At 60.4% G+C, this 17,482-nt stretch carries 16 protein-coding genes and 1 riboswitch; of the genes, 14 read left to right on the top strand and 2 right to left on the bottom strand.

From position 1 onward, the window contains the following. Window positions 1-2: 2 nt before the first annotated feature. From ACG97_RS08515 to ACG97_RS08575, 13 genes are read left to right on the top strand one after another with little or no spacing between them, the layout of a single operon-like run. The gene (locus ACG97_RS08515; RefSeq protein WP_047966925.1) at window positions 3-596 is read left to right on the top strand and encodes an NADH-quinone oxidoreductase subunit C; all 594 of its coding nucleotides are present in this window, start codon (window positions 3-5) and stop codon (window positions 594-596) included. Further along, complete coding sequence (locus ACG97_RS08520; RefSeq protein ID WP_047966926.1) at window positions 589-1,842, top strand: NADH-quinone oxidoreductase subunit D; 1,254 nt, start codon at window positions 589-591, stop codon at window positions 1,840-1,842. Before ACG97_RS08515 ends, ACG97_RS08520 begins: the two co-directional genes overlap by 8 nt. Next, window positions 1,842-2,342, top strand: coding sequence for an NADH-quinone oxidoreductase subunit NuoE (nuoE, locus tag ACG97_RS08525; protein ID WP_047966927.1), 501 nt, complete (start codon window positions 1,842-1,844; stop codon window positions 2,340-2,342). The genes ACG97_RS08520 and nuoE overlap by 1 nt, the downstream gene beginning before the upstream one ends. Beyond that, complete coding sequence (gene nuoF / locus ACG97_RS08530) at window positions 2,342-3,637, top strand: NADH-quinone oxidoreductase subunit NuoF (RefSeq protein ID WP_047966928.1); 1,296 nt, start codon at window positions 2,342-2,344, stop codon at window positions 3,635-3,637. Before nuoE ends, nuoF begins: the two co-directional genes overlap by 1 nt. A gap of 3 nt (window positions 3,638-3,640) precedes the next feature. Then, complete coding sequence (gene nuoG / locus ACG97_RS08535) at window positions 3,641-5,995, top strand: NADH-quinone oxidoreductase subunit NuoG (protein WP_047966929.1); 2,355 nt, start codon at window positions 3,641-3,643, stop codon at window positions 5,993-5,995. 3 nt (window positions 5,996-5,998) lie between these two features. After that, window positions 5,999-7,045 (top strand): NADH-quinone oxidoreductase subunit NuoH, encoded by a 1,047-nt coding sequence (gene nuoH, locus ACG97_RS08540; protein WP_047966930.1) that lies wholly within the window; start codon window positions 5,999-6,001, stop codon window positions 7,043-7,045. Window positions 7,046-7,073: 28 nt separating this feature from the next. Then, on the top strand, window positions 7,074-7,553 hold the full coding sequence (gene nuoI / locus ACG97_RS08545; protein WP_202902727.1) for an NADH-quinone oxidoreductase subunit NuoI: 480 nt from the start codon (window positions 7,074-7,076) through the stop codon (window positions 7,551-7,553). Between the two features lie 9 nt (window positions 7,554-7,562). Then, the gene (locus ACG97_RS08550; RefSeq protein WP_047966931.1) at window positions 7,563-8,204 is read left to right on the top strand and encodes an NADH-quinone oxidoreductase subunit J; all 642 of its coding nucleotides are present in this window, start codon (window positions 7,563-7,565) and stop codon (window positions 8,202-8,204) included. Between the two features lie 19 nt (window positions 8,205-8,223). Further along, complete coding sequence (gene nuoK / locus ACG97_RS08555; protein WP_047966932.1) at window positions 8,224-8,529, top strand: NADH-quinone oxidoreductase subunit NuoK; 306 nt, start codon at window positions 8,224-8,226, stop codon at window positions 8,527-8,529. A 35-nt stretch (window positions 8,530-8,564) separates the two neighbouring features. Further along, window positions 8,565-10,616: an NADH-quinone oxidoreductase subunit L gene (gene nuoL / locus ACG97_RS08560; protein ID WP_047966933.1), complete on the top strand. Its 2,052-nt coding sequence runs from the start codon at window positions 8,565-8,567 to the stop codon at window positions 10,614-10,616. A gap of 41 nt (window positions 10,617-10,657) precedes the next feature. Next, a complete protein-coding gene (locus ACG97_RS08565; protein WP_047966934.1) occupies window positions 10,658-12,154 on the top strand; it encodes an NADH-quinone oxidoreductase subunit M in 1,497 nt (498 codons plus the stop codon). 20 nt (window positions 12,155-12,174) lie between these two features. Then, the gene (gene nuoN / locus ACG97_RS08570) at window positions 12,175-13,629 is read left to right on the top strand and encodes an NADH-quinone oxidoreductase subunit NuoN (protein WP_047966935.1); all 1,455 of its coding nucleotides are present in this window, start codon (window positions 12,175-12,177) and stop codon (window positions 13,627-13,629) included. A gap of 9 nt (window positions 13,630-13,638) precedes the next feature. Continuing rightward, entirely contained in the window at window positions 13,639-13,935 is a 297-nt protein-coding gene (locus ACG97_RS08575; RefSeq protein WP_047966936.1) for a DUF2818 family protein, read from the top strand. 342 nt (window positions 13,936-14,277) lie between these two features. On the opposite strand, the gene ACG97_RS08580 is transcribed toward ACG97_RS08575, so the two are convergent. Together ACG97_RS08580 and ACG97_RS08585 are read right to left on the bottom strand one after the other, a co-directional pair. After that, window positions 14,278-15,144: a lipid A biosynthesis lauroyl acyltransferase gene (locus ACG97_RS08580; RefSeq protein WP_047966937.1), complete on the bottom strand. Its 867-nt coding sequence runs from the start codon at window positions 15,142-15,144 to the stop codon at window positions 14,278-14,280. A gap of 12 nt (window positions 15,145-15,156) precedes the next feature. After that, the gene (locus ACG97_RS08585) at window positions 15,157-16,038 is read right to left on the bottom strand and encodes a lysophospholipid acyltransferase family protein (RefSeq protein WP_047966997.1); all 882 of its coding nucleotides are present in this window, start codon (window positions 16,036-16,038) and stop codon (window positions 15,157-15,159) included. Between the two features lie 70 nt (window positions 16,039-16,108). On the opposite strand from ACG97_RS08585, the gene metK reads away from it, so the two are divergent. Beyond that, the gene (gene metK / locus ACG97_RS08590; protein WP_047966938.1) at window positions 16,109-17,278 is read left to right on the top strand and encodes a methionine adenosyltransferase; all 1,170 of its coding nucleotides are present in this window, start codon (window positions 16,109-16,111) and stop codon (window positions 17,276-17,278) included. Window positions 17,279-17,403: 125 nt separating this feature from the next. Continuing rightward, a riboswitch (S-adenosyl-L-homocysteine riboswitch) is annotated at window positions 17,404-17,467 on the top strand. Window positions 17,468-17,482 lie beyond the last annotated feature (15 nt).

Below are 17,482 nucleotides of genomic sequence, written 5' to 3' on the forward strand. Positions count from 1 at the left end.
CCATGGCATCCAGAATGGAAGTGCTCAAGTCGGCGGTAGAGCGTGTGCTTGGCGACAAGGTTGTATCGGCCAAGATTGCGCTCGGTGAGCTGACTATCGTCTGTAAATCCGTGAACGTGACCGAAGCAATGACCACATTGCGCGATCACCCAGAGCTGGCGTTCGAGCAGTGTATCGACGTCTGCGGCATGGACTACAGCACCTACCAAGACCAACCACAAGACGGCCCGCGTTTTGCGGTGGTTTATCATTTGCTGTCCCTGACGCACAACACCCGCCTGCGTGTGCGCGTGTTTGCCGAGGATGACGATTTCCCAGTCGTGCCGAGCGTGGTGGAAATCTGGAACACCGCCAACTGGTTCGAGCGCGAGGCGTTCGACCTGTTCGGCATCATCTTCGAAGGCCATCCGGACCTTCGTCGCATCCTTACCGACTACGGTTTTGTCGGCCATCCATTCCGCAAGGACTTCCCGCTGTCCGGTCATGTCGAAATGCGCTACGACGCAGCTCAGCAGCGCGTGATCTACCAGCCGGTCACCATCGAACCGCGTGAGATTACGCCACGCATCATTCGCGAGGAGAACTACGGTGGCTGACATCCGTAACTACACCCTGAACTTCGGTCCGCAGCACCCGGCCGCGCACGGCGTGTTGCGCCTGGTGCTGGAGCTGGATGGTGAAGTGGTACAGCGTGCCGACCCGCATATCGGCCTGCTGCACCGCGGTACCGAGAAACTGGCCGAAAGCAAGACCTTCATCCAGTCGCTGCCGTACATGGACCGTCTCGACTACGTGTCGATGATGTGCAACGAGCACGCCTACTGCCTGGCGATCGAAAAGCTGGCCGGTATCGAAGTGCCCGAGCGTGCTCAGTACATCCGCGTGATGTTCGCCGAGATCACCCGTATCCTCAACCACCTGTTGTGGATCGGTGCACACTCCATCGATATCGGCGCGATGACCATGTTCCTGTACGCGTTCCGCGAGCGCGAGGACCTGATGGACTGCTACGAGGCCGTCTCCGGTGCCCGCCTGCACGCCGCCTACTTCCGTCCGGGCGGTGTCTATCGCGACCTGCCGGACAGCATGCCGCAGTACAAGGCGTCCAAAATCCGCAACGCCAAGGAAATCGCCCGCCTGAACGAAACCCGCAAGGGCTCGATGCTCGATTTCATCGAAGACTTCACCAACCGTTTCCCGGCTTGTGTCGACGACTACGAGACCCTGCTCACCGATAACCGTATCTGGAAGCAGCGTACTGTCGGTATCGGCGTGGTGACCCCGGAGCGTGCCAAGAATCTGGGCATGACCGGCCCGATGCTGCGTGGTTCCGGCATCGCCTGGGACCTGCGCAAGATGCAGCCGTACGACGTGTACGACCGCATGGAATTCGACATTCCGGTCGGTGTGACCGGTGACTGCTACGACCGCTATCTGGTGCGTGTCGAAGAAATGCGCCAGTCCAACCGTATCATCCAGCAGTGCGTGAAGTGGCTGAAGGCCAACCCTGGTCCGGTCATTACCGACAATCACAAGTTCGCCCCGCCTAGCCGCGAAGACATGAAGAGCAATATGGAGGAGCTGATCCACCATTTCAAACTCTTCACCGAAGGCATGCATGTGCCGGAAGGCGAAGCTTACGCCGCTGTAGAGCATCCAAAAGGCGAGTTCGGTATCTATCTGGTTTCCGATGGTGCCAACAAACCTTATCGTCTGAAAATCCGTGCGCCGGGCTATGCCCATCTGGCTAGTCTGGATGAAATGTCTCGTGGCCACATGATCGCCGACGTTGTCGCCATCATTGGTACTCAGGACGTGGTATTTGGGGAGATCGACCGCTGATGCTATCCGCACAATCGCTTGCAAAAATTGACCGCGAACTGGCCAAGTATCCTGCCGATCAGTTCCGTTCTGCCATCATGGGCGCGTTGCGCATTGCACTGGTCGAGCGTCGTGAAACCGGCAACACGCCGGAAGAGCGCTGCCTCAATGCCGACGTGATCGAATTCGTGGCCAACTACGTGGGTATCCCGCCGGTTGCCGCCTATGAAGTGGCTACCTTCTACAACATGTACGACATGAAGCCGGTCGGCAAATACAAGCTGACCGTCTGCACCAACCTGCCTTGCGCGCTGCAAGGCGGCGTCAATGCCGCGCACTACATCGGTGAAAAGCTGGGTATCGGCATCGGTGAAACCACCGCCGACGGTAAGTTCACCCTGCTGGAAGGGGAGTGCATGGGCGCCTGTGGCGATGCACCGGTCCTGCTGGTGAACAACCACAAAATGTGCAGCTTCATGACGCGCGAAGCTATCGATAAGAAACTGGCGGAGTTGGAATAATGGCAGTTTTCGTCAATGGCGTGATTTTCGAGGGCGTGGACACCGCCGCTCCGGACTGCTGGCGCCTCGAGGCCTACATGGCTCGCGGTGGCTATCAGGCCCTCAAGAAAATTCTTGATAACAAGATCCCCCAGGAAGACGTGATCGCCGAAGTGAAGAACTCCGGCTTGCGTGGTCGTGGCGGTGCAGGTTTCCCGACCGGTCTGAAGTGGAGCTTCATGCCGCGTTCCTTCCCCGGTGACAAGTACGTGGTCTGTAACACCGACGAAGGCGAACCGGGCACGTTCAAGGATCGCGACATCATCGTCTACAACCCGCACGCGCTGATCGAAGGCATGATCATTGCCGGTTACGCCATGGGTTGCAAGGCGGGTTACAACTACATCCACGGTGAAATCTTCGAGGCCTACGAGCTGTTCGAAGAGGCACTGGACGAGGCACGCAAGGCCGGTCTGCTGGGACAGAACATCCTCGGCACCGACTTCAGCTTCGATCTGTTCGCGCACCACGGCTACGGCGCCTACATCTGCGGCGAAGAAACCGCGCTGCTGGAATCGCTGGAAGGCAAGAAAGGCCAGCCGCGCTTCAAGCCGCCGTTCCCGGCCAGCTTCGGCCTGTACGGCAAGCCGACCACCATCAACAACACCGAGTCGTTCGCCTCCGTGCCGTTCATCATCCGTGACGGCGGCCAGAAATTCCTGGAAGCGGGCAAGCCAAACAACGGCGGTACCAAGCTGTTCTCCATCTCCGGTCACGTCAACCGTCCCGGCAACTACGAGATCCCGCTGGGCACCCCGTTCGCCACGCTGCTGGAAATGGCCGGCGGCATGAAGGACGGCAAGAAGCTGAAGGCGGTGATCCCGGGCGGTTCGTCGGCACCGGTACTGCCGGGCGAGGTGATGATGGAGCTGACCATGGATTACGACAGTATTTCCAAGGCCGGTTCGATGCTGGGGTCCGGCGCGGTCATCGTGATGAACGAAGACGTGTGCATGGTCAAGGCGCTGGAGCGTCTGGCCTACTTCTATCACGAAGAGTCCTGCGGCCAGTGCACGCCATGCCGTGAAGGTACCGGCTGGCTGTATAAGGTGATCCATCGCATCGCCAACGGCGAAGGCCGTGACGGCGATCTGGAGTTGCTGGAATCTGTCGGGAACAATATGGCGGGCCGCACGATTTGCGCCCTGGCTGATGCCGCCGTGTTCCCTGTTCGTAGTTTCACCAAGCACTTCCGCAATGAGTTTGAACATCTCATTACGCACAAGAAGGCCTTGGTGGATCACAAATGGTGTTGAGCGATGCTTGAAATCGAAATCGACGGAAAAAAACTGACGGTCAATCAGGGCATCACCATCATGGATGCTGCCCACACCGCCGGTACACATATTCCTCACTTCTGCTACCACAAGAAGCTGTCCATTGCGGCCAACTGCCGCATGTGCCTGGTGGAAGTGGAAAAGGCGCCCAAGCCTTTGCCGGCCTGTGCCACGCCGGTCACTGACGGCATGAAAGTGCATACCGCCTCGCCGCTGGCCAAGAAGGCCCAGGCTGGCGTGATGGAGTTCCTGCTGATCAACCACCCGCTGGATTGCCCGATCTGCGACCAGGGCGGCGAGTGCCAGCTGCAGGATCTGGCCGTGGGCTACGGCAATTCTTCTTCCCGCTACCAGGAAGAAAAACGCGCCGTGGTCGGCAAGGACATGGGGCCGCTGGTTTCCGCCGAGGAAATGAGCCGCTGCATCCATTGCACCCGCTGCGTCCGCTTTACCGAAGAGATCGGTGGCTACCAGGAAATCGGGATGGCCAACCGCAGCGAATTCTCGGAAATCCTGCCGTTCCTCGGCAAGACCGTGAACTCGGAAATCTCCGGCAACGTCATCGACCTGTGCCCGGTCGGCGCGCTGACCTCCAAGCCGTTCCGCTACGCCACCCGTGCCTGGGAGCTGTCGCGCCGCAAGTCGGTCAGCCCGCACGATGGTCTGGGCAGCAACCTGATCGTTCAGGTCAAGCAGAACCAGGTGATGCGCGTCCTGCCGCTGGAAAACGAAGACATCAACGAGTGCTGGATTGCCGACCGCGACCGCTTCTCGTACGAAGGCCTGAACAGCGCCGAGCGCCTGCAGAAGCCGATGATCAAGTTTGACGGCAAGTGGCACGAAACCGACTGGCAGACGGCTCTGGACTACGTGGTCAAGGGCCTCAACGGCGTGGCCAACGACCACGGCAAGGATGCCATCGGTTTCCTGGCCAGCCCGCATAGCACCACCGAAGAACTGTATCTGGCGCAGAAACTGGCGCGCAGCTTCGGCGTCAACAATATCGATGCCGCACTGCGTCGCAGCGACAAGCGTGTCGCCGCGGCACAGCAGGGCGCACTGTGGCTGGGCAGCAGCATCGTCGAGCTGCTGGCCGCCAAGTCGGTGCTGATGGTGGGTTCCACCCAGCGCCAGGAGCAGCCATTGCTGGCATCGCGTCTGCGCCAGTCGGTCAAGAAGGGCATGGCACTGAACGTGATCCATACCAGCGACGACGAGCTGCTGACCCGCATCAACGCCAAGCTGATCGTATCGCCGCTGGCGCTGGTCAACGCGCTGGCGCAGGTGCTGAAAGCCGCGGTGGAAATCAAGTCCGCGTCGACCACGCTGGACCTGTCTGCGGCCAACGTTGGTGCCGAGGCACGTGCCATTGCCGATAGCCTGTGCGCCGCCGAATCGGCTGCCGTGGTGTTGGGCAGTGTGGCACAGCACCACCCAGCGTTTGCCGAGCTGCTGTCGCTGGCCCAGGAAATCGGCCGCGTCACTGGCGCCCGTTTCGGTATCGCAGCCGAAGCCGCCAACAGCGTCGGTGCCGACATCGCCGGTGTCAATCCGCAACGTGGCCCGCTGGGCAAGACCGTCTCTGCCGGTATCGGTGCCAGCGAGATGCTGGCCGCGCCGCGCAAGGCTTACGTGCTGCTCAACAGCGAGATCGAAGCCGACGCCTACAACAGCCAGCAAGCCGTTGCTGCGATGAAGCAGGCTGCCACCGTGATTGCCCTGACCGCATTCAAGGGTGAGGCGCTGCTGGACTACGCCGATGTGCTGCTGCCGATCGCGCCGTTCTCCGAAACCGCCGGTTCCTTCGTCAACATGGAAGGCAAGCTGCAGCCGTTCAACGGCGTGGTGCGTCCGCTGGGCGAGACCCGTCCGGCCTGGAAAGTGCTGCGCGTGCTGGGCAACATGCTCAACCTGTCCGGCTTCGATTTCAACAGTGCGGAAGACGTGCGCGCCGAGTTGCTGGCGCATGGTGACATCGCTGCGGCACTGAACAACCAGTTGGCCAGTGTTGCGGCCAACGTTGTGGCTGACGGCACGCTGGTACGTATCGGTGAAGTGCCGATGTATCAGGCCGATGCCATCTGCCGTCGCGCCGAATCGCTGCAGAAGACCGCCGCGGCAGCCGCGCCCGTGATTGCCCTCAACCCGCAAGACATCGCCAAACTGGGTCTGGAAGCAGGTCAGCCTGCCATCGTCAGCCAGGGTGAGGCCGAAGTTCGCCTGCAACTGGTAGCCGATGCTGCCGTTGCCGCCGGTGCGGTCCGTGTCGCTGCTGCCCATCCGGCAACGCAGGCACTGGGTGGTCTGTTCGAACCGATTCAGATCAAGCGAGGATAAGTCATGGAATTGCTGCAAAACTTGCTGGGGACCGAGGCCGGTCTGGCAGTGTGGACACTGCTGAAGATTCTGGCCATCGTTGCCCCGCTGATGATCGGTGTGGCCTACCTGACGCTGGCAGAGCGCAAGGTGATCGGCTACATGCAGATCCGTATCGGCCCTAACCGTGTCGGCCCGAAAGGGCTGCTGCAGCCTCTGGCTGACGGCGTGAAGCTGCTCATGAAAGAGATCATCCTGCCGACCAAGTCGAGCAAGGGTCTGTTTCTGGTGGCGCCGGTGCTGTCCATCATGCCGGCACTGGCGGCCTGGGCGGTGATCCCGTTCACCGACACCATGGTGCTGGCCAATATCGATGCATCGCTGCTGTTCATCATGGCGATCACCTCGATGGGCGTTTACGGCGTGATCGTGGCCGGCTGGGCGGGTAACTCCAAGTACTCCTTCCTGGGTGCACTGCGTTCCTCGGCCCAGATTGTGTCCTACGAGATCTCGATGGGCTTCGCGCTGGTCGGCGTGCTGATGGTGTCCGGCAGCCTGAACCTGGTTGAGATTGTCAACCAGCAGGGCCACGGCATCGGTGGTGGTTCGGTGCTGTCGTGGAATTGGCTGCCGCTGTTCCCGCTCTTCCTGGTGTACCTGATTTCCGGTGTTGCGGAAACCAACCGTGCCCCGTTTGACGTGGCGGAAGGGGAGTCGGAAATTGTTGCCGGTTTCCACGTGGAATACTCCGGCATGGCCTTCGCCGTGTTCTTCCTGGCGGAATACGCCAACATGATCCTGGTGTCGGCACTGACCGCCATCATGTTCATGGGTGGCTGGCTGTCGCCGTTCCCGGCATCGTGGGGTGCGCTGGGCGCGTCCGGTGTGATCTGGCTGCTGGCCAAAATTTCCCTGGTGCTGTTCCTGTTCCTGTGGTTCCGTGCCACCTTCCCGCGCTATCGCTACGACCAGATCATGCGTCTGGGCTGGAAAATCTTCATCCCGGTATCGCTGGTTTGGGTGCTGGTTGTCGGCGCCTGGATGATGAGCCCACTGTCGCTGTGGAACTGATACGGATTGGATGAATAGCATGGAAATGATCCGAAATTTTTTCAAAACCTTCCTGCTGGTAGAACTGGTGCAGGGCCTGATGGTGACCGGTCGTCACTTCTTCGCCCGCAAGATCACCGTCCAGTTCCCGGAAGAGAAGACCCCGATCTCGCCGCGCTTCCGTGGCCTGCACGCACAGCGCCGTTACGCCAACGGCGAAGAGCGCTGCATCGCCTGTAAGCTGTGCGAGGCAGTATGCCCGGCGCTGGCCATCACCATCGAGTCGGAGCAGCGTGACGACGGTACCCGTCGTACCAGCCGCTACGACATCGATCTGACCAAGTGCATTTTCTGCGGTTTCTGCGAAGAAGCCTGCCCGGTCGACGCCATTGTGGAAACGCACATTTTTGAATACCACGGCGAAAAACGTGGCGACCTCTACTACACCAAGCCGATGCTACTGGCGGTGGGTGACAAGTACGAGGCTGAAATTGCGGCCAACAAGGCTGCTGATGCCAAGTATCGCTAAGGGGGAGACATGAGCTTTCAAGCTGTTGTGTTTTATGTGCTGTCGCTGATCCTGATCGTTGCCGCGTTCCGCGTGGTGACGGCCAAAAACCCGGTTCATGCAGCCTTGTATCTGGTGCTGGCGTTCTTTACCGCCTCCGGCCACTGGCTGTTGCTGCAGGCGGAGTTCCTCGCCATTGCGCTGGTGCTGGTCTATGTCGGTGCGGTGATGGTGTTGTTCCTGTTCGTGGTGATGATGCTCGACATCAACATCGAGAAGCTGCGTGAAGGCTTCTGGCAGAACTTCCCGTTGGCCGGCACCGTGGCGCTGGTGATGGTGGCCGAAATGCTGCTGATCCTGTCCAGCCCGGAGGCCAACCTTGCCGGTTTCCAGGCCGGGCCTGCGGTGGCGGCCGATGCCAGCAACGTACGCGAACTGGGTCGCCAGCTGTATACCGTTTATCTGCTGCCATTTGAGGCCGCGGCGGTCGTGCTGCTGGTGGCGATGGTTGCTGCCATCGGTATCACCATGCGCAAGCGTGCTGACAGCAAGTACATCAATCCGGCGGAGCAGGTGCGGGTGCGTCGTAATGACCGCGTGCGTGTGGTTCAGGTTCAGGCGGTGAAGCCTGAAGTGGACACTGCTTCTGACACCAACGAGCAACAGGCCTGACGGCCGATTAGGAGGACACGTGCTTTCACTCACACACTTCCTGGTTCTGGCCGGCATCCTGTTTGCCATCAGCGTACTGGGTATTTTCCTGAACCGGAAAAACCTGATCATCCTGCTGATGGCCATCGAACTGATGTTGCTGGCGGTGAACTACAACTTCATCGCGTTTTCGCACTATCTGTCTGATACGGCTGGGCAGATCTTCGTCTTCTTCATCCTTACCGTTGCGGCGGCAGAATCGGCGATTGGTCTGGCGATTCTGGTGGTGCTGTTCCGTAAACTGGACAGCATCAACGTAGAAGACTTGGGCAGCCTCAAAGGCTAAGGCAACCGGATACCACTTTAAAAAGCACGACAAACATGGATATGAAGAGCTTATACCTGCTGATTGCGCTCTCACCACTGGTGGGGTCGGTCATTGCAGGCCTGTTTGGATGGGCGATTGGTCGCCGTGCTGCACACGTTGTTACCATTCTTGGCGTGGCAGTTTCGGCGGTTCTCTCGATTGGCGTACTGAAGGGCTTCCTTGACGGCAGCACCCAGGTATTCAATGCCCCTGTATACACTTGGCTGACGGTCGGTGGTTTCGAGTTCTCCGTCGGCTTCCTCGTTGACTCGCTGACCGCGATGATGCTGGTGGTGGTAACCAGCGTGTCGCTGATGGTGCATATCTACACCATCGGCTACATGCACGAAGATCCGGGTTACCAGCGCTTCTTCAGCTACATCTCGCTGTTTACCTTCTCGATGCTGATGCTGGTGATGTCCAACAACTTCATCCAGCTGTTCTTCGGCTGGGAAGCGGTGGGTCTGGTCTCCTATCTGCTGATCGGTTTCTGGTTCAAGCGTCCGACTGCGATCTTCGCCAACCTGAAGGCCTTCCTGGTCAACCGCGTGGGTGACTTCGGTTTCCTGCTGGGTATCGGCCTGGTGCTGGCCTATTTCGGCGGCTCGCTGAACTACAGCGACGTGTTCGCTGCGGCACCGGCGCTGGCCAGCAAGACCATCCAGATCATCCCTGGCGTGGAGTGGTCGCTGCTGACCGTGACCTGCATCCTGCTGTTCATCGGCGCGATGGGTAAATCGGCGCAGTTCCCGCTGCACGTGTGGCTGCCGGACTCGATGGAAGGTCCGACGCCAATTTCGGCCCTGATCCACGCGGCAACCATGGTGACCGCCGGTATCTTCATGGTATCGCGCATGAGCCCGCTGTTCGAAATGTCGGATACCGCACTGAACGTGGTGATGGTGGCCGGCTCGATCACCGCGCTGTTCATGGGTTTCCTCGGCGTGGTGCAGAACGACATCAAGCGCGTGGTGGCTTACTCCACCCTGTCGCAGCTGGGTTACATGACCGTGGCGCTGGGCGCTTCCGCCTACTCGGTGGCCATGTTCCACGTGATGACGCACGCGTTCTTCAAGGCCCTGCTGTTCCTTGGCGCCGGTTCCGTGATCATGGGCATGCACCATGACCAGGACATGCGCAATATGGGCGGCCTGCGCAAGTACATGCCGATTACCTGGATCACCTCGCTGCTGGGCTCGCTGGCACTGATCGGTACCCCGTTCTTCTCCGGTTTCTACTCCAAGGATTCCATCATCCTGGCAGTGGAACACAGCAACCTGGCGGCTTCCGGCTTTGCCTACTTTGCCGTGATCGCCGGTGTATTCGTGACCGCGTTCTACTCGTTCCGCATGTACTTCCTGGTCTTCCACGGCAAGGAACGCTGGATGGAGAACCACGGTTCGCACCATGCCCATGAGGGCGATCACGATGACGAAGAGCCGTCCGATGACCACCACCATGGCCTGGGTCCGAACGACAAGCCGCACGAGTCGCCATGGGTGGTGACCCTGCCACTGGCACTGCTGGCGATTCCTTCGGTGCTGATCGGTTTCTTCGCCATTCATCCGCTGGTCGGTGGCGAGTTCTTCAAGGGCGTGATTTTCACCAATCTGGAAGCGCATCCGGGCCTGGAAGCAGCTATGCACCATGCCCACGATGCAATGGCCATGGGCCTGCACGCCTTCGTGACCCTGCCGTTCTGGTTGGCTGCAGCGGGTGTGGCACTGGCCTGGTTCTTCTACATGAAGGCGCCGCACATTCCGGCCGCCATCAAGCAGAAGTTCTCCGGCGTGCACACGCTACTCGAGAACAAGTACTACATGGACGAGCTGTACTTCGCCGTGTTTGCCAAAGGTTCGCGCGCACTGGGCACTTTCTTCTGGAAAGTCGGTGACATGCTGCTGATCGATGGCTTGCTGGTGAATGGCAGTGCCCGTCTGGTCGGCTCGGTATCCAGAGCGGTCCGCAAGCTGCAAACCGGTTTCATCTACAGCTACGCTGCGGTGATGATCATCGGGGTGCTGGTTCTGATGACGTACTGGTTCAAGCCGCTGATCCTCCGTTAAGGATCGGTACCGGAATCGATATAACAAATTAGGTTCTCGATATGTTTGCTAATCCTTTGAGTCTGGTGATCTGGACCCCCATCGTAGCCGGCCTGCTGGTGCTGGCGACCGGTGGCGACCAGCGCGCACCGCTGGCGCGCTGGCTGGCGCTGGCTGGTGCCGTGCTGGGGTTCCTGGTATCGCTCCCGTTGTTTACGCAGTTCGACAACCTGCATGGCGGCATGCAGTTTGTCGAAAACATGCCGTGGATCGAATCCCTCGGTATCAACTACCACCTGGGGGTGGACGGCATCTCGATGCTGTTCATCGTGCTGAACAGCTTCACCACGCTGATGGTGATCCTGGCCGGCTGGGAAGTGATCCAGAAGCGCACCGCACAGTACATGGCTGCGTTCCTGATCATGTCGGGTCTGATCAACGGTGCTTTCGCCGCGCTGGATGCGATCCTGTTCTACGTGTTCTTCGAGGGCATGCTGATCCCGATGTACCTGATCATCGGTGTGTGGGGTGGTCCGCGTCGCGTTTACGCCTCGATCAAGTTCTTCCTGTACACGCTGCTGGGTTCGCTGCTGATGCTGGTAGCGTTCATCTACCTGTATTTCCAGGCTGGCAAGACCTTTGACATCCAGGCCTTCCAGGCCCTGAAGCAGATCCCGCTGCAGGTGCAGATCCTGCTGTTCATCGCCTTCTTCCTGTCGTTTGCGGTGAAGGTGCCGATGTGGCCGGTACACACCTGGTTGCCGGATGCCCACGTGGAAGCGCCAACCGGTGGCTCCATGGTGCTGGCGGCGATCACGCTGAAGATCGGTGCTTACGGCTTCCTGCGATTCGCGCTGCCTATCGTGCCGGATGCCTCGATCGAGCTGGCCCCGATCATGATCGGCCTGTCGCTGGTGGCGGTGGTGTACATCGGTCTGGTGGCACTGGTACAAACCGACATGAAGAAACTGGTGGCTTACTCCTCCATTTCCCACATGGGCTTCGTGACCCTGGGCATGTTCCTGTTCACCGGCAGCCAGATGAATGCGTGGGCGGTGGAAGGTGCACTGGTACAGATGGTGTCGCACGGCTTCGTCTCCGCCGCGATGTTCTTCTGCATCGGCGTGATGTATGACCGCGTGCACAGCCGCAACATCGCCGACTACGGTGGTGTCGCCAACAAGATGCCGATTTTTGCCGCCTTCATGATGCTGTTCGGCATGGCCAACTCCGGCCTGCCTGCCACCTCCGGCTTCGTCGGCGAGTTCATGGTGATCATGGGTGCGGTGCAGGTGAACTTCCTGGTTGCCGCGCTGGCTGCCACCACGCTGATCTTCGGCGCCGCTTACACCCTGTGGATGTACAAGCGCGTGATTTTCGGTGAGGTGGGCAACCATCACGTGGAAGAGATGAAGGACGTCAACAAGCGTGAATTCCTGATTCTGGTGATCCTGGCCGTGACCGTACTGGGTATGGGTCTGTACCCGCAGCTGTTCGTTGAGAAGATGCACCTGTCTGTCAATGAACTGATCGCGCACGTTGCGCAAAGCAAGCTCTAAGAGGCCACAAGGAATACGAAATGAATTGGGCTGATCTCAATCTGATGCCGGCTTTGCCAGAGATGTTCCTGCTTGGGGCTCTGTCGGTAATCCTCATTCTTGACCTGTTTATCTCGGACGCCAAGCGCGGCATCACCTATGCACTGTCGCTGCTGACACTGCTGGTTTGTGCCGTGATCCAGGTTTCCACTTTCGAGCCGTTCGCCACCGTTACCCTCAGTGGCATGTTTGTCGATGATCCGCTGTCGGACATCGTCAAGGTGGCGATGTACGGCGTGACGGCTCTGGTGCTGGTTTACACCCGCCAGTACGTCAAGGACCGCGGCCTGTTCAAGGGCGAATACTTCACCCTGACCCTGTTCGCGCTGCTGGGTATGAACCTGATGGTGTCGGCCAGCAACTTCGTCAGCCTGTACATGGGCCTGGAACTGCTGTCGCTGTCGCTGTACTCGCTGATCGCGCTGCAGCGTGAGTCCGGTCGTGCCATCGAAGCCGCGATGAAGTACTTCGTGCTCGGCGCGCTGGCTTCCGGCCTGCTGCTGTACGGTGTGTCGATGGTGTACGGTGCCACCGGTTCGCTGGAACTGGCCAAGGTGGCTCAGGCGATCGCCTCGGGCAGCGCCAACCAGACACTGCTGGTCTTCGGCCTGGTGTTCATCGTGGCTGGTCTCGCGTTCAAGCTGGGCGCGGTACCGTTCCACATGTGGGTACCTGACGTTTACCAGGGCTCGTCCACCGCGATGACGCTGATGATCGGTGCCGCACCGAAACTGGCTGCCTTCGTGTTCGTGATCCGCATCCTGGTGCAGGGTCTGGGCGAAATGGTGGCCGACTGGCAGGGCATGCTGGTGATTCTGGCGGTGCTGTCAATGGCCATCGGTAACCTGACCGCCATTGCACAGACCAACCTCAAGCGTATGCTGGCCTACTCGACCATCTCGCACATGGGTTTCCTGCTACTGGGCCTGATCGCCGGCAACGCCGAAGGCTACTCCGCCGCACTGTTCTACGTGATCGTTTACGTGCTGACCTCGCTGGCCGGTTTCGGCATCCTGCTGGGCCTGTCGCGTGCCGGTTTCGAGTGCGAGACACTGGACGACCTGAAAGGCCTCAACGGCCGCAACAGCTGGTACGCGCTGCTGATGCTGCTGGCGCTGTTCTCGATGGCCGGTATTCCGCCGCTGGCTGGCTTCTACGCCAAGTTTGCGGTGATCCAGGCGATCGTCAATGTCAACTTGCTGTGGCTGGCGATTGTGGCGGTGCTGATGTCGCTGATCGGTGCCTTCTACTACCTGCGTGCAGTCAAGGTGATGTACTTCGACGACGTGCAGGATCACAGCCCGATCACCATCTCCGGTGACATGAAGCTGGTGCTGTCGCTCAATGCCGTGGCCTTGCTGGTACTGGGTGCGATGCCGGAACGTCTGATCGCGATGTGTGTCGAAGCGATGAAACAATCCCTCGTCGTCCTGTAAGGAATCAGCATGGAAGTCAGCGTCATCGTCCTGTTACTGCTCGCGTTTGTTGCGGCCAACCTGCCATTCATGAGCCGGCGCGTTGCCGGCATTTGGCGGGTTGCCAACAAGCACTTTGGCTGGCAGTTACTGGAGCTGGTGGCACTGTACCTGCTGCTGGGTGTGCTGGCGCAGTTGCTGGAAGGCCGTCATTCGCCGGTACACGTGCAGAAGTGGCAGTTTTATGTCACCACCCTGGCACTGTTCCTGGTGTTTGCGTTTCCCGGTTTTATCGGGCGCTACTTCTGGAAGAAGCGCGGTAGCTGAGCCGCTGCGCAGCACAACAAAAACGCCACGATCCGATCGTGGCGTTTTTGTTTGGCTGCCGGCACCGTGGGCTTCGTTTCCGGGTCGCTGAAGCCGGGATGTCTGGAGATTGAAGGTTGCCGCTCCCGATCGCAGCGGAGCAGGGCAGGGTTGCACCGCGGTCATCTCGCCATTGTTGCGGCCAACCTGGTCACGCGCAGACCGCTACCGAGCGGCGTCACTTCTATACGGTTACAACCGCGTGTTTACCGGTGCTCAGCCTACTCGTTGGCTAGCCTGTCCAGAAAACAAAACGGGCAAGGTTGGCCGCAGCCGCCCTTGCCCGTACTTGCTGTCGCTGGCTCAGTAGAAACGTGCCTGTCCCTGCGGCCGGGTCTTGAAGCGCTTGTGCAGCCAGAAGTACTGTTCCGGCGCCTCCAGGATGCGCTGCTCCAGGAAGGCGTTCATGCGGCGGGTATCGGCTTCCAGGTTGTCGCTGGGGAAGTTGTCCAGTGGTGGATGGATGTCGAGCACGAAGCGCGCGCCTTCGCGGCGGGCGATGGCCGGCACCACCCTGGCCTTGGCGATGCTGGCAATGCGCGACAGGCCGGTGATGGTGGCCGCGTCGGTGGCAAAGAACTTCACGAAGATGGCGTCGCGCGGGCCGAAGTCCTGGTCTGGCAGGTACAGGAACGGGGTGTGCTCCTTGCGCATCGCCTTGATGATACTGCGCAGGCTCTCCTGCCGCGACACGATGTAGGCATTGTCGAAACGGTTGCGGCCCTGGTAGAACTGCGCGTCGAGTATCTTGTTCTTCTGGTGCGAATAGACGCTGAGCAGCGGCACTTCCAGGTTCAGGCGCAGCGCGCAGATCTCGAAGGCGACGAAGTGCGGGTAGAACAGCACCACGTCTTCGCCCGCTTCGCGCAGCCGGGTGATGTGTTCCAGCCCGCGTACCTCCACCAGCTGGCGCAGCCGCTGTGGCGACGACCACCACACGATGCCGTACTCCAGCACCAGCTTCATCATCTCGACAAAGTGGCGGCGGATCAGCTGGCGGCGTTGCGTCAGCCCCATGTCGGGAAAGCACAGACGCAGGTTGATCAGGCCGACGCGACGGCGCTCGCGGGCCAGCAGGTAGGCCAGCTGCCCCAGGCCCCAGGCCAGGGCGTGGATGACGGGCAGCGGCAACAGGCGGATCAGCCACAGCAGGGCTAGGGCGAATTTCATGCGGTATTCCAGTTAGGCTTGATCGGGGGACGGAGCGCCGGACGGCGTCTTGTAGCGGTTATAGCTCCACAGGTACTGTTGCGGCCAACGCTGGATCAGGCGTTCGACATTGGCGTTGACCACCGCGGCGTCGGCCTCGCGCTCACCGCTGAACTCGCCCTGCTGCGGGCTGATGTGGATGTGGAAGCCGGCACCGCCGGCCAGCCGCTCGCCGGTAAACCACAGCACGGCGACACTGTTCATCTGCGCCAGCCGCGCCAGCAGTGTCATGGTGAACGCCGGCTTGCCGAAGAACGGCGCCCATGCGCCTTCGCCGCTGCCGGGCACCTGGTCCGGCAGGATGATGGTGGCCTCGCCGGACTTCAGTGCCTTCATCAACTGGCGCACGCCGGCGCCGGTGGCCGGCGCGGTGCGGCCTTTGCCGCGGGCACGGCCCTCGTTCATGATCGGTTCCAGCCAGGCCAGCTTCGGCGGGCGGTACATCGCGGTCAGCGGGAACGGCAGCCGCGCCGAGATGTAGCGTCCGGCAATGTCGTAGCTGCCCAGGTGCGGGGTGACGAAGATCAGGCCCTTGCCTTCGGCCAGTGCCGCTTCGACATGCTCCCAGCCGTCACAGCCGCGGACCAGCGAGGTGATGTAGTCCGGCTCGCGGCACCAGGCGATGGCCAGTTCCAGCGCGCCCTTGCCGGTTTCTGCCGCACAGAGTTTGACGAGCGATTCGTAAAGCTGATAACTTCCAGCGATTTGACTGGTTTTGAGGTTTTCGCGTATGCGTTCGCGAAAACGCGGCGATAGGTAATAGAGGATTTTCCCCAGCAGGGCGCCCAGCCGGTGCAGTGCCGGTAGCGGCAACGCGGCCAGGGTCTGCAGGATGAGTCGTGCGATTCGGGTCATCATGGTCTGCTGGAAAGTAAACGCGCTATTTTATCATTAACTCAAAGGCCATTATTCGGGAACGGACACAATGAGCGAATATCTTTTTACATCTGAATCGGTATCTGAAGGCCATCCGGACAAGGTCGCGGACCAGATTTCCGACGCCATTCTGGACGCCATCCTGCGTGAAGACAAATACGCCCGCGTTGCGGCCGAGACCCTGGTCAACACCGGTCTGGTAGTCCTGGCCGGCGAGATCACCACCACCGCCAACATCGACTACATCAAGATCGCGCGCGAAACCATCAAGCGCATCGGTTACGACAATACCGAGCTGGGTTTTGACCATCGCGGTTGTGCCGTGATGGTGTGCTACGACAAGCAGTCGCCGGACATCGCCCAGGGCGTCAACGAAGGCGAAGGCCTGGATCTGGACCAGGGCGCCGGCGACCAGGGCCTGATGTTCGGCTACGCCTGCGACGAAACCCCGACGCTGATGCCGTTCCCGATCTACTACGCGCACCGTCTGGTGCAGCGTCAGGCGGAACTGCGCAAGGACGGCCGCCTGCCGTGGCTGCGTCCGGATGCCAAGAGCCAGATCACCTGCGTCTACGACAGCGAAACCGGCCTGCCCAAGCGCATCGACACCGTGGTGCTGTCCACCCAGCACGCACCGGAAATCGACCACAAGACACTGACCGAAGCGGTGATCGAGGACATCATCAAGCCGGTGCTGCCGGCGGAAATGATTACCGCCGAAACCAAGTTCCTGATCAACCCGACCGGCCGTTTCGTCATCGGCGGCCCGATGGGCGACTGCGGCCTGACCGGTCGCAAGATCATCGTCGACACCTACGGCGGTGCCGCACCGCACGGTGGTGGCGCCTTCTCCGGCAAGGATCCGACCAAGGTCGACCGTTCCGCCGCCTACGCCGGCCGTTATGTCGCCAAGAACGTGGTCGCCGCCGGTCTGGCGCGCCAGTGCCAGATCCAGGTTTCCTACGCCATCGGCGTGGCCGAGCCGACCTCGATCTCGGTGGACACCTTCGGCACCAATGCCATTCCGAACGAGCGCATCGTCGAGCTGGTGAAACAGCACTTCGACCTGCGTCCGAAGGGCATCGTGCAGATGCTGGACCTGTTGCGTCCGATCTACACCAAGACCGCCGCCTACGGCCACTTCGGACGCGAAGAGCCGGAGTTCACCTGGGAGCGCACCGACAAGGCCGCCGCGCTACGCGCCGCAGCCGGCCTGTAAGCCAGCCGAACTGTTGTGCAAAAAGGCCTCGCAAGAGGCCTTTTCCTTTGCCTCTGGGCGCCGGCCACGGTGGCCTTGCTGTCGTTGCGGCCAACCTTGCGCCGCAAGTTCTGCCATAATGGCGGGATTCCGGGGAGCGCTGCGAGGCCATGCCCCAGGCCCGGAAACGCAAAACGGCGCTCACCTGCTTTTCATTGAACGGCT

Origin of the sequence: Vogesella sp. EB, from assembly GCF_001037925.1 — a bacterium.
Lineage (GTDB): Bacteria > Pseudomonadota > Gammaproteobacteria > Burkholderiales > Chromobacteriaceae > Vogesella > Vogesella indigofera.

What these genes read in the sequence shown, in the direction of transcription:
- ACG97_RS08515 (WP_047966925.1), top strand. Translation starts at nt 3, where the DNA reads ATGGCATCCAGAATGGAAGTGCTCAAGTCGGCGGTAGAGCGTGTGCTT.
- nuoE (WP_047966927.1), top strand. Translation starts at nt 1,842, where the DNA reads ATGCTATCCGCACAATCGCTTGCAAAAATTGACCGCGAACTGGCCAAG.
- nuoF (WP_047966928.1), top strand. Translation starts at nt 2,342, where the DNA reads ATGGCAGTTTTCGTCAATGGCGTGATTTTCGAGGGCGTGGACACCGCC.
- nuoG (WP_047966929.1), top strand. Translation starts at nt 3,641, where the DNA reads ATGCTTGAAATCGAAATCGACGGAAAAAAACTGACGGTCAATCAGGGC.
- nuoH (WP_047966930.1), top strand. Translation starts at nt 5,999, where the DNA reads ATGGAATTGCTGCAAAACTTGCTGGGGACCGAGGCCGGTCTGGCAGTG.
- ACG97_RS08550 (WP_047966931.1), top strand. Translation starts at nt 7,563, where the DNA reads ATGAGCTTTCAAGCTGTTGTGTTTTATGTGCTGTCGCTGATCCTGATC.
- nuoL (WP_047966933.1), top strand. Translation starts at nt 8,565, where the DNA reads ATGGATATGAAGAGCTTATACCTGCTGATTGCGCTCTCACCACTGGTG.
- ACG97_RS08565 (WP_047966934.1), top strand. Translation starts at nt 10,658, where the DNA reads ATGTTTGCTAATCCTTTGAGTCTGGTGATCTGGACCCCCATCGTAGCC.
- nuoN (WP_047966935.1), top strand. Translation starts at nt 12,175, where the DNA reads ATGAATTGGGCTGATCTCAATCTGATGCCGGCTTTGCCAGAGATGTTC.
- ACG97_RS08575 (WP_047966936.1), top strand. Translation starts at nt 13,639, where the DNA reads ATGGAAGTCAGCGTCATCGTCCTGTTACTGCTCGCGTTTGTTGCGGCC.
- ACG97_RS08580 (WP_047966937.1), bottom strand. Translation starts at nt 15,144, where the DNA reads ATGAAATTCGCCCTAGCCCTGCTGTGGCTGATCCGCCTGTTGCCGCTG.
- ACG97_RS08585 (WP_047966997.1), bottom strand. Translation starts at nt 16,038, where the DNA reads ATGACCCGAATCGCACGACTCATCCTGCAGACCCTGGCCGCGTTGCCG.
- metK (WP_047966938.1), top strand. Translation starts at nt 16,109, where the DNA reads ATGAGCGAATATCTTTTTACATCTGAATCGGTATCTGAAGGCCATCCG.